The organism is Pseudomonas sp. SAR267 (genome assembly GCF_052077595.1).
Taxonomy (GTDB): Bacteria; Pseudomonadota; Gammaproteobacteria; order Pseudomonadales; family Pseudomonadaceae; genus Aquipseudomonas; species Aquipseudomonas vlassakiae.
Window position 1 is genome coordinate 5,370,988 of sequence record NZ_JBQIHU010000001.1, and the last position, 23,359, is coordinate 5,394,346.

21 protein-coding genes are annotated in these 23,359 nt (G+C 63.4%); 16 read left to right on the top strand and 5 right to left on the bottom strand.

The annotated features are described in order from the left end of the window. Positions 1 to 111 precede the first annotated feature (111 nt). Positions 112 to 1,374, top strand: a complete 1,263-nt coding sequence (locus tag ACTORR_RS25330) for an OprD family porin (RefSeq protein WP_313364863.1) — start codon at positions 112 to 114, stop codon at positions 1,372 to 1,374. 42 nt (positions 1,375 to 1,416) lie between these two features. Here ACTORR_RS25330 and ACTORR_RS25335 read toward each other — a convergent pair whose 3' ends face one another. Beyond that, positions 1,417 to 2,358, bottom strand: coding sequence for a LysR family transcriptional regulator (locus ACTORR_RS25335; RefSeq protein WP_313364864.1), 942 nt, complete (start codon positions 2,356 to 2,358; stop codon positions 1,417 to 1,419). Between the two features lie 203 nt (positions 2,359 to 2,561). Here ACTORR_RS25335 and glcE point away from each other — a divergent pair, with 203 nt between their 5' ends. The 4 genes from glcE to mhpT are packed head-to-tail and all read left to right on the top strand — an operon-like array spanning position 2,562 to position 7,670. Further along, complete coding sequence (gene glcE, locus ACTORR_RS25340) at positions 2,562 to 3,683, top strand: glycolate oxidase subunit GlcE (protein WP_313364865.1); 1,122 nt, start codon at positions 2,562 to 2,564, stop codon at positions 3,681 to 3,683. Continuing rightward, complete coding sequence (glcF, locus tag ACTORR_RS25345) at positions 3,674 to 4,924, top strand: glycolate oxidase subunit GlcF (RefSeq protein WP_313364866.1); 1,251 nt, start codon at positions 3,674 to 3,676, stop codon at positions 4,922 to 4,924. Before glcE ends, glcF begins: the two co-directional genes overlap by 10 nt. Next, complete coding sequence (locus ACTORR_RS25350; RefSeq protein WP_313364867.1) at positions 4,917 to 6,386, top strand: FAD-linked oxidase C-terminal domain-containing protein; 1,470 nt, start codon at positions 4,917 to 4,919, stop codon at positions 6,384 to 6,386. The genes glcF and ACTORR_RS25350 overlap by 8 nt, the downstream gene beginning before the upstream one ends. A gap of 60 nt (positions 6,387 to 6,446) precedes the next feature. Next, positions 6,447 to 7,670 (top strand): 3-(3-hydroxy-phenyl)propionate transporter MhpT, encoded by a 1,224-nt coding sequence (gene mhpT / locus ACTORR_RS25355; protein ID WP_313364868.1) that lies wholly within the window; start codon positions 6,447 to 6,449, stop codon positions 7,668 to 7,670. Here mhpT and ACTORR_RS25360 read toward each other — a convergent pair. Further along, positions 7,667 to 8,581: a LysR family transcriptional regulator gene (locus ACTORR_RS25360; RefSeq protein WP_313364869.1), complete on the bottom strand. Its 915-nt coding sequence runs from the start codon at positions 8,579 to 8,581 to the stop codon at positions 7,667 to 7,669. The two genes, mhpT and ACTORR_RS25360, sit on opposite strands and share 4 nt — an antisense overlap. A 121-nt stretch (positions 8,582 to 8,702) precedes the next feature. Between ACTORR_RS25360 and hpaH the strand changes: the two genes are divergently transcribed. The 7 genes from hpaH (at position 8,703) to ACTORR_RS25395 (ending at position 16,540) form a co-directional block, all read left to right on the top strand. Further along, the gene (gene hpaH, locus ACTORR_RS25365; RefSeq protein WP_054911584.1) at positions 8,703 to 9,506 is read left to right on the top strand and encodes a 2-oxo-hept-4-ene-1,7-dioate hydratase; all 804 of its coding nucleotides are present in this window, start codon (positions 8,703 to 8,705) and stop codon (positions 9,504 to 9,506) included. Then, complete coding sequence (locus ACTORR_RS25370; RefSeq protein ID WP_313364870.1) at positions 9,503 to 10,300, top strand: aldolase/citrate lyase family protein; 798 nt, start codon at positions 9,503 to 9,505, stop codon at positions 10,298 to 10,300. Before hpaH ends, ACTORR_RS25370 begins: the two co-directional genes overlap by 4 nt. 47 nt (positions 10,301 to 10,347) lie before the next feature. Then, positions 10,348 to 11,823 (top strand): aldehyde dehydrogenase family protein, encoded by a 1,476-nt coding sequence (locus ACTORR_RS25375; RefSeq protein ID WP_313364871.1) that lies wholly within the window; start codon positions 10,348 to 10,350, stop codon positions 11,821 to 11,823. A gap of 15 nt (positions 11,824 to 11,838) precedes the next feature. Further along, positions 11,839 to 12,705 carry a hypothetical protein gene (locus ACTORR_RS25380; RefSeq protein WP_313364872.1) on the top strand — a complete coding sequence of 289 codons (867 nt, stop codon included), beginning with the start codon at positions 11,839 to 11,841 and terminating at the stop codon, positions 12,703 to 12,705. Between the two features lie 43 nt (positions 12,706 to 12,748). Beyond that, on the top strand, positions 12,749 to 14,056 hold the full coding sequence (locus tag ACTORR_RS25385) for an MFS transporter (RefSeq protein ID WP_313364873.1): 1,308 nt from the start codon (positions 12,749 to 12,751) through the stop codon (positions 14,054 to 14,056). 22 nt (positions 14,057 to 14,078) lie between these two features. Beyond that, positions 14,079 to 15,026 (top strand): fumarylacetoacetate hydrolase family protein, encoded by a 948-nt coding sequence (locus ACTORR_RS25390; RefSeq protein ID WP_313364874.1) that lies wholly within the window; start codon positions 14,079 to 14,081, stop codon positions 15,024 to 15,026. A gap of 68 nt (positions 15,027 to 15,094) precedes the next feature. Further along, on the top strand, positions 15,095 to 16,540 hold the full coding sequence (locus ACTORR_RS25395; protein ID WP_313364875.1) for an aldehyde dehydrogenase family protein: 1,446 nt from the start codon (positions 15,095 to 15,097) through the stop codon (positions 16,538 to 16,540). Here the strand turns inward: ACTORR_RS25395 and ACTORR_RS25400 are convergent. The 3 genes from ACTORR_RS25400 to ACTORR_RS25410 are packed head-to-tail and all read right to left on the bottom strand — an operon-like array spanning position 16,530 to position 19,790. Continuing rightward, a complete protein-coding gene (locus tag ACTORR_RS25400; protein ID WP_441344012.1) occupies positions 16,530 to 17,429 on the bottom strand; it encodes a 2-hydroxyacid dehydrogenase in 900 nt (299 codons plus the stop codon). The two genes, ACTORR_RS25395 and ACTORR_RS25400, sit on opposite strands and share 11 nt — an antisense overlap. 45 nt (positions 17,430 to 17,474) lie before the next feature. Next, positions 17,475 to 18,254 carry an enoyl-CoA hydratase-related protein gene (locus tag ACTORR_RS25405; protein ID WP_313364877.1) on the bottom strand — a complete coding sequence of 260 codons (780 nt, stop codon included), beginning with the start codon at positions 18,252 to 18,254 and terminating at the stop codon, positions 17,475 to 17,477. Between the two features lie 9 nt (positions 18,255 to 18,263). Continuing rightward, positions 18,264 to 19,790, bottom strand: coding sequence for a 3-hydroxyacyl-CoA dehydrogenase (locus ACTORR_RS25410; RefSeq protein WP_441344013.1), 1,527 nt, complete (start codon positions 19,788 to 19,790; stop codon positions 18,264 to 18,266). A 192-nt stretch (positions 19,791 to 19,982) separates the two neighbouring features. Between ACTORR_RS25410 and ACTORR_RS25415 the strand changes: the two genes are divergently transcribed. The 4 genes from ACTORR_RS25415 to ACTORR_RS25430 all read left to right on the top strand — a co-directional run bounded on the left by ACTORR_RS25415 (position 19,983) and on the right by ACTORR_RS25430 (position 23,359). Further along, complete coding sequence (locus ACTORR_RS25415) at positions 19,983 to 20,741, top strand: GntR family transcriptional regulator (RefSeq protein WP_082416100.1); 759 nt, start codon at positions 19,983 to 19,985, stop codon at positions 20,739 to 20,741. After that, the gene (locus ACTORR_RS25420; RefSeq protein ID WP_313364272.1) at positions 20,738 to 21,364 is read left to right on the top strand and encodes a glutathione S-transferase family protein; all 627 of its coding nucleotides are present in this window, start codon (positions 20,738 to 20,740) and stop codon (positions 21,362 to 21,364) included. Before ACTORR_RS25415 ends, ACTORR_RS25420 begins: the two co-directional genes overlap by 4 nt. Positions 21,365 to 21,450: 86 nt before the next feature. After that, the gene (locus ACTORR_RS25425; protein WP_313364271.1) at positions 21,451 to 22,131 is read left to right on the top strand and encodes a glutathione S-transferase family protein; all 681 of its coding nucleotides are present in this window, start codon (positions 21,451 to 21,453) and stop codon (positions 22,129 to 22,131) included. A 16-nt stretch (positions 22,132 to 22,147) separates the two neighbouring features. Then, complete coding sequence (locus ACTORR_RS25430; RefSeq protein ID WP_313364270.1) at positions 22,148 to 23,359, top strand: CaiB/BaiF CoA transferase family protein; 1,212 nt, start codon at positions 22,148 to 22,150, stop codon at positions 23,357 to 23,359.

Sequence of the window (23,359 nt, forward strand, 5' to 3'; positions counted from 1 at the left end):
TGTTGAGCGTCTCGGTAGCCTGAGGGTGCTGGATTGCCTGGGCTTCATCGGTCAGTGCTGACGTGGCCAGGCGCTACTTCCTCAGGCAAGCCCGCCTGCCAGCAGCGGGTCATGTTGCAAATAAAAACAATGAAAAAAAAACTTGGCGTTACTGCAAAACTGAGTATCTGTCTCTGTGCGTCTTCACTGACCATCAATAGTGCGAGGGCCGATTTTATCAGCGACAGCCACGCTGTGATCGATGCCCGCAATATGTACATGAACCGTGATTTGCGCAACTCGGGAAGCCCCGAGCCCATGCGCGACTGGGGGCAGGGTTTCACGCTGCGTTTGAACTCGGGCTTCACCGACGGGGTAGTGGGGTTCGGCGTTGATGCTATTGCGCAAATGGGCGTCAAACTCGATGCAGGCCAACGCGGTAGCAGCACCAACCTGTTGGTGCTGGGGCGTGATGGCAAAGCAGAGAACGAATGGTCTGAAGCCGGCGTGACCGCGAAGATGCGACTAGGCAAGTCGCAACTGTCGGTCGGTTCGTTGCAGCCCAACTTGCCTGTGGTCATGTACAACGATACCCGGCTGTTGGCCACGCGCTACACGGGGGCAATGTTGACATCCAAGGATGTCGACAACCTTAGCCTGACGCTTGGCCAGCTGACCCGGGTCAACCTTCGCGATTCGACCGGTAACAAGGACATGGCCTACGCATACAACGGCTTGAGTGCTGGCGACTTTGATTTCGCGGGTGGGGCCTACGCGGTCAACAAAGACCTGTCGCTGAGCTATTACTACGCGCGCCTGGAAGACGCTTATGCACAGCATTTCGTGGGCCTGAATCACACGGCTGAAATAGCCCCTGGGCTAAAGCTTGTGACCGATCTGCGCTATTTCCATAGCCTCGATGAAGGCCGGGCCATAGGGGGCGACATCGACAACGACTTCCTCAATGGCATGGCCACACTGGATACCCAAGGGCATGGCTTCAGTGCTGGCTGGCAGAAATTGTCTGGGGACGGCAACTTTCCGTTCCTGGCAGGTGCCGACCCCTATTCGGTCAACCTGGTCACGCACAATACCTTTGCAAAACAGAACACCCGCGCGTGGCAGTTGCGCTACACCTACAACTTTGCGGCCATGGGCGTGCCCGGGCTTACTTTCATGACGCGTTACGTACAAGGTCGCAGTATCGAAGCCAGCGGCGTGACGGACGGGCATGAGTGGGAGCGCGACATGGATATCGCCTACGTCATACAGTCGGGGCCATTGAAGGATTTGAGCCTGCGTTGGCGGAATGTGTCGTTCCGCTCGGGCAATGGCTTGACCACCGATCTTGACGAGAACCGGGTGATCCTGGGGTACCAGATAGCGCTCTGGTGAGCCGGGTAGGGAGGGGCGAGCACGCCCCCTCACACCATCGAATCACGCTGAGGCGTACGCCAGGCAACGCAGCAGGGTGTTGAGTGCCGGGTTGGTGTTGGCGGTAAACCACACTGCCCGTACTTCAGACAGAAGGTTTGCGGTATTCACTGGCAAAATACTCGCCTCGTTTCTGGCTTGCAGTTTTCTGGCGAAGTGCTCGGGCAGCAAGCACAAGTGCCGGCTGTGGGCCAGCAGCGAGACGATCAGCGTCATGGAAATGGAGTCTATGGTCCCGCCAGGCAACCTCAAGCCATGCATGGCCAGCATCGCCTCCAGTGCTTCACGTGCGGGTGAACCAGCGTTCGGCACGATCCAGGGGTACTTGACGGTCTGCTCCCAGCCGACCACGCCCTGCCGTGCGAGCGGGTGATCAGGCCCGGCGACGATGACCAGTGCTTCATGCATCAGGGTTTGCTGGGAGATACCCGCCACTGCCAAGGGTTGCCATATACGGATAATGGCCATGTCGATCGAACGGTCGACCAGCTGCGGGATGAGTTTGTCGGCGGTGTTTTCTTCCACTTTGATCGACACCGAGGGCGCATGCTCGTACAGGTAGTTGAGCGCGCCAGGCACCAATGTCGCACACACCGATGACACAGTGCCTAGCACCAGGTGCCCACCTTTGCCCTCGCGCAGGGCAAGAATTTCATGCTGCGCCCGTTCCAGATGATGAAGCACGCCCCGGGCGCTGCTGATCAGGGCCAGCCCCACCGGTGTCAGCGCCAGGCGATTGCCCACCCGCGTGACCACAGGGTGCCCGATACCTTCCTGTATTTCCGCCAGTTGCTTGGAAACAGCAGACTGGCTGACGTTCATGGCTTCAGCCACCTTGCGCACCTGCCCAAGGTCGGCAAGCGCTACCAGTATGCGCAGTTGCTTGAGGCTCAGCGATGACCGGAAGAACCTGTCCAGCAGCGCTTTGTTGTCACTATCAGTCATTGTGGTCCGGGGGCGATTGCGGCAATTGCCGGTGCCTGGATTGTATCGGCATGAAGCGTTCGATACAGCGCCAAAAGCACATGAGCTACGGCTCATGCGTTGGGGAAAATAAGTCAGTCGACCTGCGCGCTGGCCTTCATTAACGTCTGCCAAAGCCTGGCGTTGGCCAGCGAATCACAATAAAAAACACGAGATTGCCTTACATGTCAGCCTTCGGTTCAACGCCTAGCGCAGGCGACCATCGTCTACCCGATGCACGCGATGCCGTCCCCTGGCTGCGTGAGCACTTCGCCCGGGCGCGCGCAGACCACACCAAGCTGCAGATTCGCGGCGCCGGCACCCACAGCCACGCGGCCACCGAGGCTGCCGTGATTTCCATGCAGGGGCACACCGGCATCGTTGAGTACGACCCCAGTGACCTGGTCGTGACCGTTCGGTGCGCCACCCCGGTCGCGCTGCTCCAGCAAGTGTTGGCCGAGCACGGCCAGATGCTCGGTTTCGAGCCAGTGGTGCAGCAGACCAACAGCATAGGCGGGGCGGTGGCGCTGGGGTGGTCGGGCCCGCGGCGGCCCTATGCAGGGGCACTGCGTGACCACCTGATCGGGGTACGGCTGGTCGATGGCCTGGGAAGGGACCTGCGTTTTGGCGGGCGGGTGGTCAAGAACGTCGCCGGGTTCGACGTGGCGCGCCTGGCGGGCGGCAGCCGCGGCATGCTGGGGGCGCTGCTCGAGGTGACGCTGCGCGTGATGCCGCGGCCTGCGGCAGAGGTGACGGTGGCCACGGCCTGTACCGCGCAAACGGCGCTGGCCACGATGCTGGCGGGCGGCCAGGGGCCTGGCCTGCTTTCCGCATCGGCTTACGTGGGTGGCCGCCTGTTCCTGCGCTACAGCGGTAGCGATTACAGCGTTCGTCACGCCTTGGCGAACCTGGCAGGTGAGTATGCCGAAGTGGCTGATGGGGCGGCCTTCTGGCGCAGTGTGGCTCATCGTGAGCATGGTTTTTTTCGACCAAGGCCAGGGCAAACGCTGTGGAGGGCAAGCGTGCGCCCGGATGCACCGCTGCACCCTGCGACGGGTGCGATCGATTGGGCAGGGGGTCTGCGCTGGACTTGGCTGCCCAGCGGCGATCAGCACCTTCATGGCTGGGCCCAAAACCATGGCGGGCATGCGCTGGCCTGGCGTGCGCCTGCAGGCGGGGACTGGCACGGATTGTCCGCCGGCATGACCCAGTTGAGCCATGGCCTGGCGGATATTTTCGACCCCTGCCGGATCTTCGATCGCGGCGCTTTGCGTGACGCTGCCAAAGAGAATACCCAATGCGTGTAGACCTGCATGAACGTTTGATCGCCAGCGATAGCGCAATCCAGGCTGCGGCCCTGGTCGAGAGTTGCGTGCATTGCGGACTGTGCGCTTCCGTTTGCCCGACCTATGAAATGCTGGAAAACGAACTCGATAGCCCAAGAGGCCGAATCTACCTCATCCGTGACACCCTTCAGGGCGGGACGGCAACGGCCGGTACGCGGGGGCACCTGGACAACTGCCTGCACTGCAAGGCGTGCGAGACTGCCTGCCCGTCAGGTGTGCAGTATGGCCACCTGATCGACTTGGGGCAGCAACTGATCAACGCGCAACAGCCGCGGCCCTTCTGGCAGCGCGCCGAGCGTATGGCCATTCGTTCGGTGATGACCTGCAGGCCTGCCCTTGGCACCCTGGCGCGTATCGGCTGGGCGTTGAAGCCCTGTTTGCCAGGCCGCCTGCGTGCCCTGGTACCCGACCGCCCGGCACTGGCAACAGGGCTCGCGCCCAGGCACGCGCGCCATGTACTGAGCCTGCAGGGTTGTGTGCAGCCGGTGTTTACGCCGGGTCATGACGCGGCGCTATCCCTGTTGCTGGACCGGTTTGGCGTTGCCCTGGTGCACGCTTCGGGCGGCGGCTGCTGCGGGGCACTCAGCCAGCATCTGGATGCGCCGCAAGCCGCCAAAGCGGCCATGCGGCGCAATATCGATGCCTGGTGGCCAGCGATAGAGCGGGGCGCGGAAGCGATCCTCTCTTCATCTACCGGCTGTGGTGCGCAGCTCAAGGACTATGGGCACTTGCTGCGCGATGACCCGGCCTACGCGCCCAAGGCGGCGCGGGTTAGTGCACTGGTGCAGGACCCTGGCACGTTCCTCAATGCGCTGTGGGCTGAGCGACCCCTTGCCCTGAAACCGCTGGCAGCAGGTGAGGAGCGGTTGGCCTTTCACGTGCCGTGCAGCTTACGCAACAGCCTGCGGGCCAAAGCGCAGGTAGAAACCATTCTGCGCCGGGCGGGCTACACATTGATACCCGTGCAAGAGGAGCACATGTGCTGCGGCTCTGCGGGCGCGTATTCGCTGCTGCAGCCTGACCGCAGTGAAGAACTGCTCACGCGCAAGCTGGGTCACCTTGCCGCCGGCCAGCCCTCACGGGTGGTGTCGGCCAACGTGGGCTGCATCCTGCACCTGCAGAAAGCCAGCCCGGTCGAGGTCGGCCACTGGCTGGAGTTGCTTGCGCAGCGTCTACCTGACGAGGAATGCTCACATGCCTGAACACAACCGTGCGCGCCAGTGTGCCGTCGATGCCTTCAAGGCGATTGTGGGCGATCGCTGGGTGATCGATGAGCCGGCGGCGCTCGTCCCTTACGAGTGCGATGCGCTGTTTCATTTGTGCGAGCGGCCCATGGCTGTGGTACTGCCGGCTGATGAAGACGAGGTCTGCCAGGTACTGCGCTATTGTGCGCAGCATCGCATAGCCGTCACGCCACGGGGGGCCGGCACCAGTCTCTCTGGCGGGGCCACGCCTGTGTCGGGCAGTGTCGTGCTGGGCCTCAACCGGCTTCGCGCTGTCACCGTGTTGGCTGCCGCCGGGCAGGCGCTGGCCGGGCCGGGCGTACGTAACGTGGCGGTTTCCGAGCACGCGCAACCCCATGGCCTGTTTTTCGCCCCCGATCCGTCCAGCCAGAGCGCCTGCACGATTGGCGGCAATGTGGCGGAGAATGCAGGCGGCGTGCACTGCGTCAAGTACGGGCTCACGGTGAACAACCTTCTGGGCGTGCGAATGGTCGACGGGGCAGGCCAGGTGCTCGACCTGGGCAGTGCTGCGCTGGATACCCCGGGTTTTGACTTTCTGTCGTTGCTGACCGGGTCGGAAGGGCTGCTGGGCCTGATTACCGAGGCGCGCCTGCGCCTGCTACCTGTGCCGTCGAAAATTCGTGTCTTGCTGGGCTTTTTTTCCACGCCAAGAGACACCTGCAACGCTGTGACCGCTATCATCGGGGCCGGGATTGTGCCTGCCGGGCTGGAAATCATGGATAACGCGTCCTTGATCGCTGCCGACAGTTACTCGCCGGGGCTGAAGCTGCGTACGGATGCAGGCGGCGCGCTGCTCTGCGAACTGGATGGCCAGGCCGCCGAGATCGCCGCCTGGACAGAACAGATCCAGGTGATCTTTCGGCAGCATGGACTGCTGGAGTTGCGCCAGGCAGATGAGCAGCATGAGCGGCTCGAACTGTGGGCGGCGCGCAAGAACATCCTGCCGGCCTTGCTGAGAACGGCCCGGGATGTGTATGTGGCCGATTGCGTAGTACCCCGTCGGCTGCTGGGTGAAGTGCTGGACCGTATCAACCAGATGGCCGCCGAGGCGGCGATCGAGGTGGTGCAGAGTTTCCATGCCGGCGACGGCAATCTCCATTCGGTGTTGCGCTACGACAGCCGCAACCAGGGCGAGGAGGCGCGGGCAATGGCGCTGGCGGACCGGATCATGGCGCTGGCGCTGGAGGCCGGCGGCTCGATAAGCGGTGAGCATGGTATCGGTACCGAGAAGCTTCACGGCATGTGCTGGCAGTTTGGTGCGCACGAGCTGGAGGTGTTCGCGCAGATCCGCACGCTGTTCGACCCGCATTCGATCCTGAACCCCGGCAAGGCAATACCCACTCTGCATCGCTGTGCGGAACTTGGCGGCATGCATATCCACGAAGGGCAAATGGCGCACCCGGACCTGCCTCGTTTCTAGGTGCTGCCTGCAACGCCCAGGCACCTGTAACCACCCACAATACAAATAAAAGGTGACACCATGAGCACGACGACATGCACTGCGCGCTCCTCCATGTTGACCATCGGGCTGTGTTTCATAGTCGCGCTGCTCGAAGGCATGGACATTCAATCTGCCGGTATCGCCGGCCCGTCACTGGCGGCCCATTTCGGCCTTTCTTCAAGTGCGCTGGGCCTGGTGTTCAGCGCAAGCATCATCGGGCTTCTACCTGGCGCGCTGGTGGGCGGCTGGCTAGCGGACAGGGTTGGCCGCAAGCGGGTGCTGATGGCCGCAGTGAGCCTGTTCGGCCTGTTCTCGCTGGCTACTGCCCTTGCCTGGAACTATGAGGCCCTGCTGAGCGCCAGGTTCCTGACCGGGTTGGGGCTGGGCGCAGCCATGCCCAACCTGATTGCATTGTGCTCCGAAGCGGTTGAACAGCGCCTGCATGGCACGGCCGTCAGCCTGATGTACTGCGGCATGCCGCTGGGCGGCGCCCTGGCGGCCGGCATCGGCCTGACCGGCACCGAGGAGAGCTGGAAAACAGTCTTCATCGTGGGCGGTGTCGGGCCATTGCTGATCATGCCGCTGCTCTACCGGTGGCTACCTGAGTCGCGTGCATTCAGCGCGCAACGAGCAGCCGGCGCGCGGCAGCAGGCCGATTGGCGTGGCCTGTTCCAGCGCGACACCGCCACACCTACGCTGCTGTTGTGGGTCGGCTTCTTTTTCACGCTGATGGTGCTGTTCATCCTGCAGAACTGGCTGCCCACACTGCTGAGGGGGCTGGGCTTCAGCCGGGTCGACGCAGCCACCGTGCAGATCGTGCTGAACGTGGGCGGGACGTTGGGTGCGCTGATGCTCGGGCGGCTGCTCGACCGGTGGAATGTGGCGATGCTGGTGGTGCTGATGTACTGCGGCATTCTCGTGGCGCTCGCCGGGCTAGGCCTTTCCGGGCACCTCACCGGCATGCTGGTCGCAGGTTTCACCGCAGGCTTTTTCTCCATTGGTGGGCAGTTGGTGCTGTACGCCCTAGTGCCCCGGTTCTACCCAACCGCCATTCGCGGCACCGGCGTAGGCGCTGCCGTGGCGGTCGGCCGGCTGGGCTCCATGAGCGGGCCTTTGCTGGCTGGGCAGATGTTGGCCGCTGGCAGCGGCGCAGCCACCGTGCTGATGGCTGCAACCCCTGGCATTCTGGTAGCCGCTGGGGCGGTGTTGTGGCTGTTGCGGGGGCACCACGCGGTGCAGCACGGCGTACCCGCCCAGGTTTAGAGCTGGCTGGCCCATTCTTTCAGCCACAGGCCTAGGAATTCGGCGAAGCCGTCGGCAGCGGGCGAAAGGTTGCGCACGGTGGATTGATACAGGCACACCGAACGCAAGGTCTCCGGGTCCTCGACGTTGCAGGTCTTGAGCCCGTAGTGCCTGGCCAGGCAACCCACATAGGCAGGGGCGAGTGTGGCTGCCAGCCCCTGTTCGGCCATGCCCAGCGCCGTGGTGATGTTGTCCACGATTTCTACCGGGCTGATGCGCAGCGCCTCCGGTGCGTTAGCGTGCATGGGCAGTACGCTGCGTTCGTGGTCCCGGCCCGACGCCACCAGGTGAATATCATGCAGATCGTGCCAGGTGACCCTGGCCCTGCTGGCCAGCGCATGGTCCGGCGAGCAGAACAACACCCAGCGGCTCTCGAACATGGCCTGGCGACGAACATCCGTGCCAACCGGGCGATCCGGGCCCAGCGCCAAGTCCACATCACCTGCCGCGACGGCATCGGCCAGCATCTCCACCGGCAGGTCGCGGATGCGCACCACGACCTTGGGGTGGGTCAGGCCATAGGCCTTTATCGCAGCAGGTAGCGCGCGACTGGCCAGCACCAGGGGCGCACCGATCCGGACCACGCCCGCAGCCCGGTTGCGCACATCGGAAGCGGTACTTTCACAGGCGCGCGCGTGGCGCATGGTGGTTTGCACCGAGGCAAAAAAGTCACTGCCTGCCGCAGAGAGGCTGACCTTGCGGGTGGAGCGATCGAACAGGCGGAACGACAGCACCTTTTCCAGCTCAGCGATGAGCTGGCTTACGGCCTGCGGCGTCATGCCCAGGCGCTCTGCGGCGCCGGCGAAGCTGCGCAGTTCTGCCACGCAGACGAAGGTTTCCAGTTGGCGCAGGGTGAAACGCAAGAAAGCCATGATTATCAAGCCCAGGTTGATTTAACAGCAACTTTCATTGCTTTTTATTGCTAAGTCAATCCGTAAGAATCCCCTCAATCCACAACGACAACAGGCCACTCATGGCCGGGGGACACCCACAGTGCTTGAGCGATCAACTCATCGGGCGTTGGCTGCCGAACTCCACGAAGCGCAGGTTTCGCGCCAACAGGTGCGGCAGTTTTCCCAACGCTTCCCTGATATGACGATCCACGACAGTTATGCCATTCAACGCGAATGGATAGCGCTGCAGCTTGCCCAGGGGCGCAAGGTCATTGGCCACAAGATCGGCCTCACTTCACGGGCCATGCAGATCTCGGCACAGATCACCGAGCCCGACTACGGCACCTTGCTCGATGACATGCTGTTGGCCGACGGCTCTGAAGTGCAGGCGTCGCGGTTCATCGTGCCCCGCCTGGAGGTCGAGCTGGCGTTCATCCTTGCGCGCCCCCTGCGTGGCCCTGACGTGACCTTGCTCGATGTGCTCAACGCCACTGACTATGTGATGCCTGCCCTTGAACTGATCGATGCGCGAATCGAGCAGTTCGACCGCGATAGCAAGGTGCCCCGCCAGGTGCGCGACACCATCGCCGACAACGCAGCCAACGCCGGGATCATCCTGGGTGGCCGGCCGATGCGGCCCGACCAGGTGGACTGGCGCTGGGCTGGTGCGTTGCTGTTCAAGAACGGGGTCATCGAAGAGTCGGGGCTGGGGGCGGCGGTGCTCAACCACCCCGGCAATGGCGTGGCGTGGCTGGCCAACCGTTTTGCCCTGCATGGCGAAGGCCTTGAAAGCGGGCAGATCATCCTGGGTGGCTCGTTCACGCGCCCGGTCGCATGTGCGCCTGGCGACACTTTCCATGCGGACTACGGCCCGCTCGGTTCGATCTCGCTGAGGTTCGTATGACCGCCCGTTCCTTCCGCGAAGCGCTGGCCCTCGGCACTGCGCAAGTCGGGTTGTGGCTGGCCCTGGCCGATGCCTACAGCGCTGAAGTCTGCGCTACCGCGGGGTTCGACTGGCTGTTGATTGATGGTGAGCATGGCCCTAACGATCTGCGCACGATTCTGGCGACCCTGCAAAGCCTTGCAGCCTATCCCGGGCACCCCGTGGTGCGCCTGCCGCACGGGGATGCGGCCCTGATCAAGCAAGTGCTGGAAACCGGTGCCCTGACGCTGATGGTGCCCATGGTCGAAAACGCCGAACAAGCGCGCGACCTGGTGCGGGCCATGCGCTACCCGCCGCAGGGCGTGCGGGGTGTGGGCTGCGGCCTTGCCCGTTCGTCACGGTGGGGCGCCGATGCGCAGTACCTGACCCAGGCGAACGAGCGGGTGTGCTTGCTGGTTCAGGTGGAAACCATAGAGGCGTTGGCCAACGTGCAGCAGATCGCCGCGGTAGAGGGGGTGCACGGCGTGTTCTTCGGGCCTGCCGACCTGAGCGCTTCGATGGGCTTGATCGGGCAGCCGGGGCACCCTGAGGTGGTCGCCGCCATCGAGCAGGCGATCGACGTGGTGAACGCTGCAGGAAAAGCGGCCGGCGTACTGAGTACCGACCTTGCCTTGGCACAGCGCTACACGGCGCGCGGCGCACGCTTCGTCGCCGTAGGGGTGGATGCCACGCTGCTGGCGCAATCGGCACGCACGCTATTGGGGCGCGTCCGGGCACCCGCCTCCGAGGCCGCACCTGCTTCCTCCGGTTATTGAGCCCCAGGCGCTTGATGACCTTCAACAACGACAAAATGGAGTTATCGATGCCATCTGCCCTTATTGACGTGGCCGGTGTACAGGTTTCCCCGGACCACTATATCGACGGCCAGCGGATCGCCTCGGCGACCACCTTTGAGCTTTTCAGCCCCATCGACCAGCAGGTGCTGGGCCATATCGCCGAGGGCGAGGCGGAGCATGTGGAGGCCGCGATCGTGGCCGCCGAGCGTGCCTTCACGTCGTGGAGTGCACTCAGCGCGGCGCAGCGCAAGGTGTACCTCGACCGCTTTTCGGAAGAGATCGGCAAGCGCGCCGACGCCTTTTGCCTGCTGGAAAGCACCGACGCCGGCGTGCTGCTGTCGCGCATGCGCCATGGTGTGATCAACCGCGCCAAACTGAACATCAGCTGGTTTGCCGAGCACGCGCTCACCCTGCAGGATCGCTGCCTGGAAACTGAGCAGGCGACCCACCACATCCACCATGACCCCGCCGGCGTGGCCGTGATCATCACGCCGTGGAACTCGCCGTTGATGCTGGCCACCTGGAAGCTGGGGCCGGCGCTGGCAGCCGGTAACACCTGCATCGTCAAGCCGCCGGAGTGGGCACCCCTGACCAGCTCGTTGCTGGCTGACGCCGCCCATGCCGCCGGTTTGCCGGCCGGGGTGCTCAATATCGTGCAAGGGACCGGGGCGAAAACCGGGGCCAAGCTGGTCAGCGACCCGCGGATCGCGCGCATTTCGTTCACCGGCAGCGTGCCCACTGCCAAGGTCATTGCCGGCGCTGCCGCTGCCAACCTGGTGCCCTGCAGCCTGGAACTGGGTGGCAAAAGCGCATTCATCGTGCTCGAGGATGCCGACCTGGATAACGCTGCTGCCACCGCAGCGCTGATGTATCGCAATGCCGGGCAGGTCTGCCTGGCGGGTACCCGGCTGCTGGTGCATGAGCGTGTTGCCGAGCGTTTCGTCGCCGCCATGCGTGGTTACGTGGAAAACCTGGTGGTGGGCGACCCTCGTGATCCGGCGACCGAGGTGGGGCCGGTCATTCACCCGCGCCAGGTCGAGCGTATCCAGGGCTTTATCGAGCGTGCGGTCAGTAGCGGGGCGCAGGTGCTCTGGGGCGGTGACAAGCACAGCTACGGTGCCCAGTACCTGCAGCCGACCCTGGTCGGCAACGTCGAGCAGGCCGACGAGATCGTCCAGAACGAGGTGTTCGGTCCTGTCCTGACCCTGCAGACCTTCAGCAACGACGCGCAAGCCGTTGCCATGGCCAACGGCACGGACTTCGGCCTCGGCGGGGTGTGCTATGGCGAAACCGTACACGCCACGGCCGTCGCGCAGCAGGTGCGCACCGGCTTCATCTGGGTCAACAGCTTCGGTATCCGCGACCTTGCCGCACCGTTTGGCGGCATCAAGCGCAGCGGCATCGGCCGCGAGGGGGGCGACTGGAGCTTCGAGTTCTTCTGCGACGTGAAAGACGTGGTGGTGCCGCAAAAGCCGTTCCGCGCCAGTTTCAGCCAGCGATAACAAGGAAAACAAAAAATGGGACAAATAGTCGGCGCGGCGATTGTGTCGCACCACCCGGGCCTGATGCAATGTGAAGAGTTCCGCCGCGCCATGGGCGCCGGGGAGGACTCTGACCTGATTGCCGGGTTTGCGCGTGTACGCGAAAAAATCCAGGCGCTCAAACCCGATGTGGTAGTGATCTTCGACAGCCACTGGTTCACCACCGGTTATCACCTGGTCGATGCCAGTGCGCGCTATGAAGGGCGCTACACCTCAGATGAAATGCCGTGGTACCTGCATGGGGTGCCCTATGCCTACCGTGGTTACCCGTCGCTGGCGCAAGCCATCGAGCAGGTGTCCCGCGAGCAGGGGGGTTACAACCGGGCAATCGCCCACCCAGACCTGGAGCGCCAGTACGCGACGATCAACGTCATCAAGCTGCTGCACCTGGAAACCCTGGACATTCCCGTGGTCACCGTCAGCTCCTGTCAGAACTGCGAATGGCCGCAGTTCCTGCAGTCGGGCGAGGCGGTGGGCGAGGCCATCCGGCGCAGTGACCTGCGCGTGGTGCTGCTGGCATCAGGTGCGCTGAGCCACAAGTTCAACGGCATCGACTGGAAGCCCAACAACCCGCGCATTTTCCATGAAAGCAACGTGTCTTCCGCGGCGGCCATGGAGAGTGACAAAGGCGCTATCGCCTTGATGGCCGAAGGGCGCCATGACCAGATTCTGGCGCGCTGGGATGAGGACTACCGGCGCCAGCCGTGGGAAGCGTTCGGTGCCCATTACCTGCAGATGCTGGGTGCATTGGGTGGCGACAAGTTCCAGGGCAAGGGTACTGCGCTGTCGGAATACGAGAACGCCCGCGGTACCGGCAACATCCACGTCTGGTTCGACGTCTGACCGATTTCCAACCACCCCTACAATAATAAGATGAGGCAAACCCATGAACGGTAATGCCGTTACCGGCCCGCTACCGCTGGCCGCGCTGGACATTGAAGAAGCCACCTATTCCCAGGTGACGCGGCGGCTGATTCCTTTCTTGTGCCTGTGCCTGGTCATCGCGTTCCTTGACCGAATCAATGTCAGTTTCGCCAAGCTGCAGATGATGGACGACTTGCAGTTCAGCGAGGCAGTGTACGGCCTGGGTGCAGGCGTGTTCTTTCTCGCCTACTTCCTGTTCGAGCTGCCGAGCAACCTGATCATGCACCGCGTGGGCGCCCGCCGCTGGATCGCGCGCATCATGATCAGTTGGGCGTTGCTCACCGGTGCGATGGCGTTGGTCCATGATCAGACCGCGTTCTACATACTGCGCTTTCTGTTGGGCGCCGCGGAAGCAGGGTTCTTCCCCGGCATCGTGCTTTACCTCACCTACTGGTACCCGGTTAACCGCCGCAGCCGGATCATGGCGCTGTTCATGTCGGCGATACCGCTGGCGGGTCTGCTTGGCGGGCTGTTCTCGGGCTGGATCATGGATTCGCTCGATGGCAGCTACGGTATGGCCGGCTGGCAGTGGCTGTTCGTGGTCGAGTCGATACCGTCGCTGATCGTGGGGGTAGCGGTGCTGTTCTACCTGGACGATCGTATCAGCAGCGCCAAGTGGTTGACCGACGAACAGAAGACCTTGCTGCAGGCGCGCATCGACAGCGAAAGCAAGGTGAAGACCGAGCTGTCACTGGGGGCAGTGCTACGCCACCCGTTGGTGTGGATGTTCGCGCTGGTCTATTTCGGGAGCTCCATGGGGCAGTACGGGTTTGGGTTCTGGCTGCCTTCGATCATCAAGGCAACCGGGGTTGAAAGCACCACCCACATCAGCTTGTTGTCGGCGATCCCCTACGCCTTCGGCGTGGTTGCGATGATCCTGGTCGGCCGCCACAGCGACCGTACCGCCGAGCGCCGTTGGCACTATTGCGCGGCTGCCAGCACCGGGGCATTGGGCTTGGCCCTGGCGGTGGTGTTCCAGCACAACACCATGGCCGCGATGTTCGCCCTGACCCTGGCCAGCATGGGCTTGCAGAGCATGGCGCCGATCTTCTGGTCCATGCCCACGGGCATGTTGGGCGGCGTGGCTGCCGCTGCCGGGATCGCCCTGATCAACTCCATCGGCAACCTGGCAGGGTTCTTCAGCCCGTACCTGGTGGGCTGGGTCAAGACCAATACCGGTACTACCGCCAGCGCCATGTACATCATTGCCGGCTTCGTGCTGATGGCCGGGTTGGTGGTCGTCGCTTTCGTGCGCACTGGCAAGCGCTGAACATTTCAAGAGGTTAGAAAAAATGGATTTCGAGTTTCCACTCCAGGCCTTGCCTGAAGTCATGCGTGGCCCCCGTGTCGAGCGACGCCGGGTGTTGTTGGGCGGCACCGCGTGCTGGGGCACGCTGATCGAGGAAGGTGACGCGGCCGGGCAATTGCGCCTGGACGATGGTCGGGTGATCGCTGCCGAAGGCCAGGCCTACCTGCCGCCGGTCAACCCCGGCAAGATCATCGCTGTGCACATCAGCTACAGCTCGCGGAGTTTCGAAACGCGCAACAAGGCCAAGCCCACCGAAACCCCGACGTATTTCGTCAAGCCGCGCACGTCGCTCAATGGGCATGAGGGGCAGATCCACAAACCCGCAGACTGCCAGTACCTGAACTACGAGGGCGAGTACGCCGTGGTGATCGGGCGCAACTGCCGTAACGTCACCCCCGATGAAGCCTGGGCCTACATCGAAGGTTTCTGCCCGGCGCTGGACATGGGCCTGCAGGATTTCCGCGACACCGACCAGGGCAGCATGCTGCGCGTCAAAGGCGCCGACACGCTGCTGCCGATCGGCCCGGGCATCGTGCGCGGGGTGAACCTGTTCGAGCAGACGCTGCGCACCTACGTCAACGGCCAGGTGGTCCAGCAGGCCCACATCGGTGACGAAACCATCTGGGGCCCGCATTACGTGATCGCCGACCTGGCGCGGCATATCACCCTGGAGGCGGGCGACGTCATTCTCATGGGCACGCCGTGCCACTCGCGCAGTATCGACGCGGGCGACGTGGTGGAGTGCGAGGTGACCGGCATCGGCCGCATTCGTGGGCAGGTCATTGCCATCGACGCACCGCGCGCCAGTGCGCTGGGTGTCGGCCATCAACCCACCGACAGCCCGGAAGTTCGCCGTGTGGCCCTGGGGTTCGACGAGCGTGTGCCGTCGTTACTGAAGGACAACCTCGCGCGCGCCCGCGAACGGGGCTGATGTGCCAGTGGCAGCGCCGCGCGGGGTGAGCGCTGCCGGTCTTTAGGATGTGGGAGTAGCCCAAAGCGATGTATTGCAATTTCATCGACGGAAAATGGGTCGAGGGCCAGGCGGTCTCGACCAACATCAACCCCTCTGATACCCGAGATATCATTGGGCACTACGCACGCGCCAGCGAAGCCCAGGCACAAGCGGCGTTTGCCGCCGCCAGCCAGGCGCTGGCGCAGTGGGCAGCATGGGGGCCACAACAGCGCAGCGATGCACTCGACAGCATCGGCAGCGAAATTCTGGCCCGCCGTGACGAGTTGGCAGACTTGCTGGCACGGGAGGAGGGCAAGGCCTTGCCCGATGCCCGCGGCGAGGTGCTGCGTGCGGGGCAGATCTTCAAGTTCTTTGCCGGTGAGTGCCTGCGCCTGCCAGGCGAGCTGCTGGCTTCCACCCGCCCGGGTATGACGGTGGAGATTACCCGTGAACCAATAGGCGTGGTGACGGTGATCACCCCGTGGAATTTCCCGCTGGCGATTCCGGCCTGGAAGATCGCCCCAGCCTTGGCCTACGGCAATACCGTGGTGTTCAAACCCGCTGAACTGGTGCCTGGTTGTGCCTGGGTGCTCGCTGAAATCATCAGCCGCGCTGGGCTGCCGGCCGGCGCCTTCAACCTGGTGATGGGCAGCAGCCGCGAGATCGGTAATGTGCTGCTGAACGACCCCAGGTTGGCGGCCATCAGCTTTACCGGTTCGGAGGGTACTGGCCGCAAGGTGGCGCAAGCAGCAGTCGCCCGCCCAGGTGGCATGGCGCGCTTCCAGCTGGAGATGGGCGGCAAGAACCCACTGGTGGTGCTGGATGATGCCGATATCGAGGTGGCCGTGGCCTGCGCCCTCGACGGCGCGTATCACGCGACCGGGCAACGCTGCACGGCATCGTCACGGCTGATCGTGACCGACAAGGTCCATGACCGCTTTGTGGCGGCGATGCTGGCGAAGCTGCCAGGCTTGCAGGTGGGCGATGCGCGCAACCCGGCAACCCGGATTGGCCCGGTGGTGGATGCCGCGCAACTCGCCCAGGACGTCGACTATATCCAGCTGGGCCAGCGCGAAGGCGCTGAGCTGGTGTACGGCGGCCAGGCCATTGCAGAGGTCGAGGGCAAGCCCGGCTTCTACCTGACGCCCGCGTTGTTCGTTGGCGCTTCGCCGGCCATGCGTATCTGCCAGGAAGAGATTTTCGGCCCGGTGGCGGCGGTGATCCGGGTGGCGGATGCCGAGCAGGCGTTGGCCGTGGCCAATGAAACGCCTTATGGCTTGTCGGCCGGGGTGTGCACGACCTCCCTCAAGCAGGCTGCGCGGTTCAAGCGCGCGCTGCAAGCCGGCATGGTCATGGTCAACGCGCCGACCGCAGGGGTCGACCCCCATGCGCCCTTTGGCGGGCGCAAAGGCTCCAGCTACGGGCCCAGGGAGCAAGGCCGTTATGCGGCCGAGTTCTTCACCCAGGTGAAAACCAGCTACATCAACCCGTGAGCCCGGCCCGGAAGTGAGCGGCAGCGCGCTGGTACAGCAGCGCTGCCATCTCGGCCCTGGTTTCAACGGTAATGGCAGCTGCATGCGGGGAGAGAATGACGTTGGGCAGGGTAGCGAGGCGGCTGTCGAGTGCCGGTTCGCCGGCGAACACATCCAGCGCCGCGGCTGCGATGATGCCTTGGCTCAACGCCTGGATCAGGTCATCTTCCGCGACCACGGAGCCTCGCGAGATATTGATCAGCGTGCCGGCGCTGCCTAGCGCCTGCAGCACCTGGCTACCGACCAGCCGGTCGGTGGCGGGGGTTGCGGGGCAGCACAGCACCAGCACATCACACCAGGCCGCCAGTTGCTCGATGTGATCGAAATAGGCAAGCCCGCCTGCCGGTTTTGGCCTGGGCGTGTGGTAGCCCACCTCAAGCCCCAGCCCCTGCATGCGCTGGGCCACCAGCGTGCCTATCTTGCCCAACCCCACAATGCCGACTTTGCTGCCGCTGACGCGGCGGGTGGGTGTGAAGGCTTCCTTGCCCCACTGGCCGGCCCGGACGAAGCGATCCGCCTGGGTAACCCTGCGCTTGGCTGCATACAGCAAAGCCACGGCGTAATCAGCGGTGTCTGTGGTAACCGCGTCGGCGGTATTGAACACCTCGATGTGCCGTGCTGCCGCTTCAGCCAAGTCGATGCGGTCCAGGCCGGCACCGTTGCACAGAATCAGTTGCAAACGCGGCAACAGGGCCATCTGCTGAGCACTGGCACCGACCATGCTGGTGGTCACGGCCACTTCGATCTGCTCGGGCGCTTCGGCCTGCGCGATGGGGCACACCTCGAAGCGCGCTCGCAGGCGGCGCTCCAGCATGTCGGGAATGGGCCCGAGATTGACGATGGTCGGCATGTTCAATGGTCCTTGTAGGTGGGTTTCGCCCTGCCGCAGCAGGCATCAGTGCCCGCGATACGTTGGCTTGCGCTTTTCCAGGAAGGCAGTCATGCCTTCTTTCTGGTCTTCGCTGTCGAACAGTTGCACGAAGGCGCTTCTTTCAAGCTTCAACATGCTATGCAGGGGGGCGTCTTCACCGGTGGCCAGCAGTGCCTTGATCGCCCGCACGGCCAAGGGCGGCTGAGCGGCGATACGCGCGGCGATGGCACATGCGCGCTGCAGTGCAGCGCCTTCGTCACACACTTCGGAAAGCATGCCGGCATTGAAGGCCTGTTCAGCGCTGAGGGGTTCACCTGTGAGGGTGAGCAACGCCGTGCGGTACTTGCCAATGGTGCGCAGCAGGCGCTGGGTGCCGCCTGCCCCTGGCATGATGCCAACGTTGATTTCCGGTTGGCCGAGGCGCGCCGTGCGCGAGGCAATGATGATGTCGCAGGCCAGGGCCAACTCACAGCCGCCACCCAGGGCGTAGCCCTCGACCGCGGCGATCACCGGCTTTTCGCAGCGGTCGACGACTTCGAACAGGCGTCCGGTTTGCAGGGCCGTGTGTTGAGTGGGGGTCATGTCGCGCATCTCGGCGATATCTGTGCCGGCGACGAAATAGCCACCTGCACCGGTGATGACCAGGGCGTGCACGCGCGGGTCGCCTGCCAGTGCCTCTACGGCCTCGGCCAGCAGCTGTTTGATTTCCAGGTTCAGGGCGTTGCGCCGCTCTGGCCGGTCGAGGGTGATGATGGCGTAGCCATCTGTGTGAATCTGCTGGTGAACGGGGTTTGTCGAAGGCATGTTGGGGCTCTATTCAGCGTGGTTCCAGGGCGTGTTGGTCAGTGCCTTGCGGCGCAGCAGCGCATTGGCGCGGTAGCGGCCATCGGGGCAGGCGCGGGCCAGGTTGTCCAGCACGGTGACCACGTTGTGGTTGCCGAATGCGTCGGCCCAGGCCAGCGGGCCCACCGGGTAGTTGACCCCCTTGAGCATGGCAAGGTCGACCGCCTGCGCGGTTGCGATGCCTTGGCTGACGGCCTGCGCCGCTTCGTTGGCAAGCATGCACAGCGTGCGTGTCACGAGCATGCCCGCCACGTCGTCGATGATGACCACCTGCTTGCCCAGCGCCTGGAAAAAGCCAACCACGCTATCCAGGGAGGCGCGCCTGCAGGTGTCGGCGCCGCTAAGCACGACCAGGGAGGCTGCTTCAAGGTGGGTGGAGGCGTCGAACAGCACGACCTGGTCCAGTTCCTGGGCGGTCGCCAGCGCGATGGCTGTCAGCCCGAGGCAAGGGCGTAGCTGCACGCCGTCGACCATCAGGTAGCCGTCGCCGTTGTGCCTTTCGATATGGCAGCCACGTTCCTCGGCCAAGTGCCGAACGGTCTGCGCCCCAGGAAAATCGCCAAATTGCTGGACCAGCGTCGGTTGCGGGCAAGCGGCTTCATAGGTGATGCCATCGGGCGTCGAACCCGGGTCGTAGCGGTAGAAGCCGCGGCCGGTCTTGCGGCCCAACCACCCTGCGTCCACCAGTGCTTTCTGGGTGAGCGAAGGGCGGTAGCGAGGGTCTTGGAAGAAAGCGTCGTAAATGCTTCGCGTCACCGCAAAATTGGTGTCGTGGCCGATCAGGTCCATCAGCTCCAGCGGCCCCATGCGAAACCCGCCTGCATCGCGCAATGCGGCATCGATTACCGCAACAGGCGCCACCTGGTCTTCCAGGCCCAGCAGGGCTTCGCCGTAGAACGGGCGGGCCACGCGGTTGACGATGAAGCCTGGCGTTGACTTGCACTCGACTGGGCATTTGCCCCACAGGGTGGCCAGTTCACTGACCTGGGCTACCACGGTTGCGCAGGTGGCTTCGCCTTTGACCACCTCGACCAGCGGCAGCACCGTTGCCGGGTTGAAGAAATGCATGCCGACCATGCGCTGCGGCCTTTGCAAGGTTGCCGCGATCGCCGTGATCGAAATGGAGGAGGTGTTGCTGGCGAGGATGGTGTGCTCGCCGACCACTGCTTCGAGGGCGCTGAACAGTTGTTGTTTGATTTCCAGGTTTTCGATGATGGCTTCCACCACCAGTGCGCACGCCGAGAGTTCGCTCAACTCGGCTGCCAGGGTCAGCCGGGCCAGGCATTCGTCCCGTTGCCGGGCAGTCAGGTGCCCGCGCTTGACCCATCGATCCAGCGAGGCGGTGACGCTCTCGGCGCCCTGGGTCAGCGCTTGCTGGCGCGTGTCGTGCAGGTACACGGCATGCCCGGCTCGCAAGGCCACGGCGACGATGCCCGCACCCATCGTGCCTGCCCCTATGATGCCAATGCTGGCTGTTTTGCTCAGTACGGTGCTCATGCCTGATACCCGTGTGACAGTGCGAATGATGCCAACACTGTACGTACACGAGGCCTTAAAGGTCAATAGGATGACCTATAGAATTAAATGCCAATGGACCTTAAAGGCTAATAATGCAAACCTATGGTTTATGCGATACTGCCGCCGCGCGATCAAGGCATGCCCCACGGGGCTCACAGACGAGACGAATTGATGAAAGACCTAGATGCATTGGCCAGCAAGTCAGGCATTGATTTCAGCCGCAGTGGCGTAGCCCGCTACATCCAGCTGGCCACGTTGTTCCGCCGCAGGATCGAGCAAGGCTTGTGGCCGGTAGGCGGGCAGATACCCACGGTGGATGACCTTGCCGCGGAGTGCAGCGTGGCTCGCGCAACGGTGCGTCAAGCGCTGGACATCCTCGAAGAGGACAAGCTGATACGGCGCTTCCGTGCCAAGGGCACCTTCGTCATCCAGCAGCCACAAGAGCAGATGTGGTGTGAAGTGCCCACCGACTGGTCGGGGCTGTTGCTGTCACCGGAAGGGGTCACGACAGAGGTGCTGTCTTTCGACGTCAAGGCCCAGCCTGTCAATGTGCAGCACAAGATCGGTGAAATGGCACCGGAGTACCGGTGCTGGCGGCGCCGCCACCTGCGCGAAGGCAAACCGTATTACATCGGTAACGCATTCATCGATGCGCGGCTGGTGCGCAAGATTCCGGCGAAACTGCTTGAAACCCACACGACCTTGCGAATCCTCAAGGACCTGCCCGGCCTGACGCTGAAGGAAGTGCACCAGACCATCACCATTGGCACGGCAGACCTGGCGACTGCAGAGGCGCTGGAGATTCCGCTCAATGCCCCGGTTGCCTATTGTTACCGGTCTGCCATCGATGACCAGGGGCGGTTGGTGTTCGTCGGGGATGGGGTATACCGAGGTGACGTGGTCAGGCTCGACGTCAAGGTCAGCGTATGACTGGCCGGATGACGCTGCATTGGTCGCCACTGTCGCCGTTCGTGCGCAAGGTCATGTGCGTGATCCATGAACACCGGCTGGCAGGCCAGGTGCGCTGTGTGCGCACCAAGGTCTCCCGGCACGTGCCCAATGCTGCGCTGCTGGCGATCAACCCGTTGATGCGCATTCCAACACTGGAGCTGGGTAACGGCTCGGTGTTGTTCGATTCTGTGGTGATCTGTGAATACCTCGATACCCTCGGGCACGGCCCGGGGCTGTACCCGCAGCAGGCCGACAGGCGTTGGCAAGCCTTGCGCTGGCAGGCGTTGGGCGATGGCTTGTGTGACACGCTGATTGCATGGCGACATGAACGTGAGCGGCCCGAGGCCCAGCAGCAGCAGGACTTCCTGCACGCCAGCGCACTCAAGCTCTCATCGACCCTGCAATTGCTGGAGCATGAGGTGGCGCAACTGGATACGGTTGCCTACGGTATTGGCCATATCGCGATCGGCTGCGCCCTGGGCTACCTGGCGGTTCGCTTCGCCGACGTGCCGTGGCATGCCAGCCACCCCCAGCTTGCCCAATGGCAGCAGCGCTTCGAGGCGCGCGAATCCAGCCGGTTGAGCGCGCCTGCGCACGCCTGAGAAAAAATCATTGCACGGGGGATGGCAAGCGCTTTTCAGATAGGTCTATACTGAAAAGGTCATAAAGTTAGCACATAGGATCAAAAGTGACCTTTGTCTCTAATCCCCACCCGGCAAGCCAAGCGATGACCCTGCACTGGTCGCCGCGCTCACCGTTCGTACGCAAGGTGATGATCGTACTGCACGAAACGGGTCTGCTCGACCGCGTCACCTGCGTGCGCAATGTCGTGGGCATGAACCAGCTCAATGAGCAGGTCATGCTCGACAACCCCCTGAACAAGATTCCGACGCTGGTGCTGGCCGATGGCCGCAAGCTCTACGACTCGCGTGTCATCTGTGACTTTCTCGATGGCCTGCACAATGGCACCAGGCTGGTCCCGGCCGACCGTGCCCGGTACCTGCAAGCCATGACCTGGCAAGCGCTGGGCGACGGATTCATCGATGTGCTGTTGCTGTGGCGCAACTGGTACATCGACCGTGGCTTGCCCCACGACTGTGCCGACGACCCCTTTCTCAATGCCTTCAACGCAAAATGCCAAGCCGTGCTCGCCGCCCTGGAAGCCCAGGCTGCCGAGCTTGAAGCCGCACCCTTCGGGCTAGGCCATATCGCCATCGGTTGTGCGCTTGGCCAGCTGGATTTTCGCTGGTCATTCATTGCCTGGCGCCCTGGCCATCCGGCCCTGGCGCACTGGTATCAGCAGTTCCAGTCGCGCCCCGCCGTGGTCGCGACCGCAATTCGTGATGACAACGCGCCGAGCGCTACCTAACTCTGGAGTCCATAACATGGCAGGCCCACTTTCACATATCCGCGTTCTCGATCTGAGCCGGATCATGGCAGGCCCCTGGTCGGGACAGGTTCTGGCTGACCTTGGTGCTGACGTAATCAAAGTCGAGCGCCCCGAGGTCGGGGATGACACCCGTACCTGGGGGCCTCCCTTCCTCAAAGACCAAGCAGGCAACGCGACGAAAGAAGCCGGCTACTACCTGTCGGTCAACCGCGGCAAACGCTCGGTCACCGTCGACCTGGCGGACCCGGCCGGGCAGCAGGTGGTCAGGGAGCTGGCGGCCGCGTCGGATATAGTCCTGGAGAACTTCAAGGTCGGTACCTTGAGCCGCTACGGGCTGGGTTACGACGATCTCAAGGCGGTAAAGCCGGATATCATCTACTGCTCCATTACCGGGTTCGGGCAAACCGGACCCAAGCGTGACAACGCCGCCTACGATTTCATGATCCAGGCCATGGGCGGCTTGATGAGCGTGACCGGGGAGCGGGACGACCTGCCGGGCGGTGGGCCACAGAAGGTCGGTATCCCGATCGTCGACATCATGACCGGCATGTATGCCACCGTGGCGGTGCTGGCTGCACTGGCGCACCGCGAGCGCACCGGTGAGGGCGAGTACATCGACCTGGCCATGCTGGATGTGCAGACGGCGGTGCTGGCGAACCAGGCCATGAACCACCTGGTATCGGGCAAGACCCCGCAGCGCGCTGGCAATCGCCACCCGAACATCCAGCCACAAGATGTTTTCAAGTGCGCCGATGGCCACATCGTGCTGGCGGTAGGCAACGACGGTCAGTTCCGGCGTTTCTGCGAAGTGATTGCAGCGCCAGCACTGGCCGACGACCCCCTGTATGCCACCAACCAGGCCCGGGTCGACAACCTGCCGTCCTTGCTGCGCCTTATCGCCGAGCGGCTTGCCGAACGCCCGCTGCAGGAATGGCTGAGCGCGCTGGAAGCCGCCAAAGTGCCGTGCGGGCCGATCAACACGGTGCCCATGGTGTTCGCCGACGAGCAGGTTCAGGCCCGAGAAATGCTGCGCCAGCTGCCCCACCCACTGGCCGGCGTGGTACCGCAAGTGGTAAGCCCGATTCGCATGCGCAATGCCAGCCTGGATTTCAACCGTGCACCGCCGCTGTTGGGCCAGCACACGGCTGAGGTGTTGCGTGAGCTTGGCATCACGATCCCTGTTTCAACCGCCGCCTCGCAGGAGTGA

Excerpts from the sequence above, each read along its gene's own strand:
- ACTORR_RS25330 (WP_313364863.1), top strand. The coding sequence starts at position 112 with ATGTTGCAAATAAAAACAATGAAAAAAAAACTTGGCGTTACTGCAAAA.
- ACTORR_RS25335 (WP_313364864.1), bottom strand. The coding sequence starts at position 2,358 with ATGACTGATAGTGACAACAAAGCGCTGCTGGACAGGTTCTTCCGGTCA.
- glcE (WP_313364865.1), top strand. The coding sequence starts at position 2,562 with ATGTCAGCCTTCGGTTCAACGCCTAGCGCAGGCGACCATCGTCTACCC.
- glcF (WP_313364866.1), top strand. The coding sequence starts at position 3,674 with ATGCGTGTAGACCTGCATGAACGTTTGATCGCCAGCGATAGCGCAATC.
- ACTORR_RS25350 (WP_313364867.1), top strand. The coding sequence starts at position 4,917 with ATGCCTGAACACAACCGTGCGCGCCAGTGTGCCGTCGATGCCTTCAAG.
- mhpT (WP_313364868.1), top strand. The coding sequence starts at position 6,447 with ATGAGCACGACGACATGCACTGCGCGCTCCTCCATGTTGACCATCGGG.
- ACTORR_RS25360 (WP_313364869.1), bottom strand. The coding sequence starts at position 8,581 with ATGGCTTTCTTGCGTTTCACCCTGCGCCAACTGGAAACCTTCGTCTGC.
- ACTORR_RS25370 (WP_313364870.1), top strand. The coding sequence starts at position 9,503 with ATGACCGCCCGTTCCTTCCGCGAAGCGCTGGCCCTCGGCACTGCGCAA.
- ACTORR_RS25375 (WP_313364871.1), top strand. The coding sequence starts at position 10,348 with ATGCCATCTGCCCTTATTGACGTGGCCGGTGTACAGGTTTCCCCGGAC.
- ACTORR_RS25380 (WP_313364872.1), top strand. The coding sequence starts at position 11,839 with ATGGGACAAATAGTCGGCGCGGCGATTGTGTCGCACCACCCGGGCCTG.
- ACTORR_RS25385 (WP_313364873.1), top strand. The coding sequence starts at position 12,749 with ATGAACGGTAATGCCGTTACCGGCCCGCTACCGCTGGCCGCGCTGGAC.
- ACTORR_RS25390 (WP_313364874.1), top strand. The coding sequence starts at position 14,079 with ATGGATTTCGAGTTTCCACTCCAGGCCTTGCCTGAAGTCATGCGTGGC.
- ACTORR_RS25395 (WP_313364875.1), top strand. The coding sequence starts at position 15,095 with ATGTATTGCAATTTCATCGACGGAAAATGGGTCGAGGGCCAGGCGGTC.
- ACTORR_RS25400 (WP_441344012.1), bottom strand. The coding sequence starts at position 17,429 with ATGCCGACCATCGTCAATCTCGGGCCCATTCCCGACATGCTGGAGCGC.
- ACTORR_RS25405 (WP_313364877.1), bottom strand. The coding sequence starts at position 18,254 with ATGCCTTCGACAAACCCCGTTCACCAGCAGATTCACACAGATGGCTAC.
- ACTORR_RS25410 (WP_441344013.1), bottom strand. The coding sequence starts at position 19,790 with ATGAGCACCGTACTGAGCAAAACAGCCAGCATTGGCATCATAGGGGCA.
- ACTORR_RS25415 (WP_082416100.1), top strand. The coding sequence starts at position 19,983 with ATGAAAGACCTAGATGCATTGGCCAGCAAGTCAGGCATTGATTTCAGC.
- ACTORR_RS25420 (WP_313364272.1), top strand. The coding sequence starts at position 20,738 with ATGACTGGCCGGATGACGCTGCATTGGTCGCCACTGTCGCCGTTCGTG.
- ACTORR_RS25430 (WP_313364270.1), top strand. The coding sequence starts at position 22,148 with ATGGCAGGCCCACTTTCACATATCCGCGTTCTCGATCTGAGCCGGATC.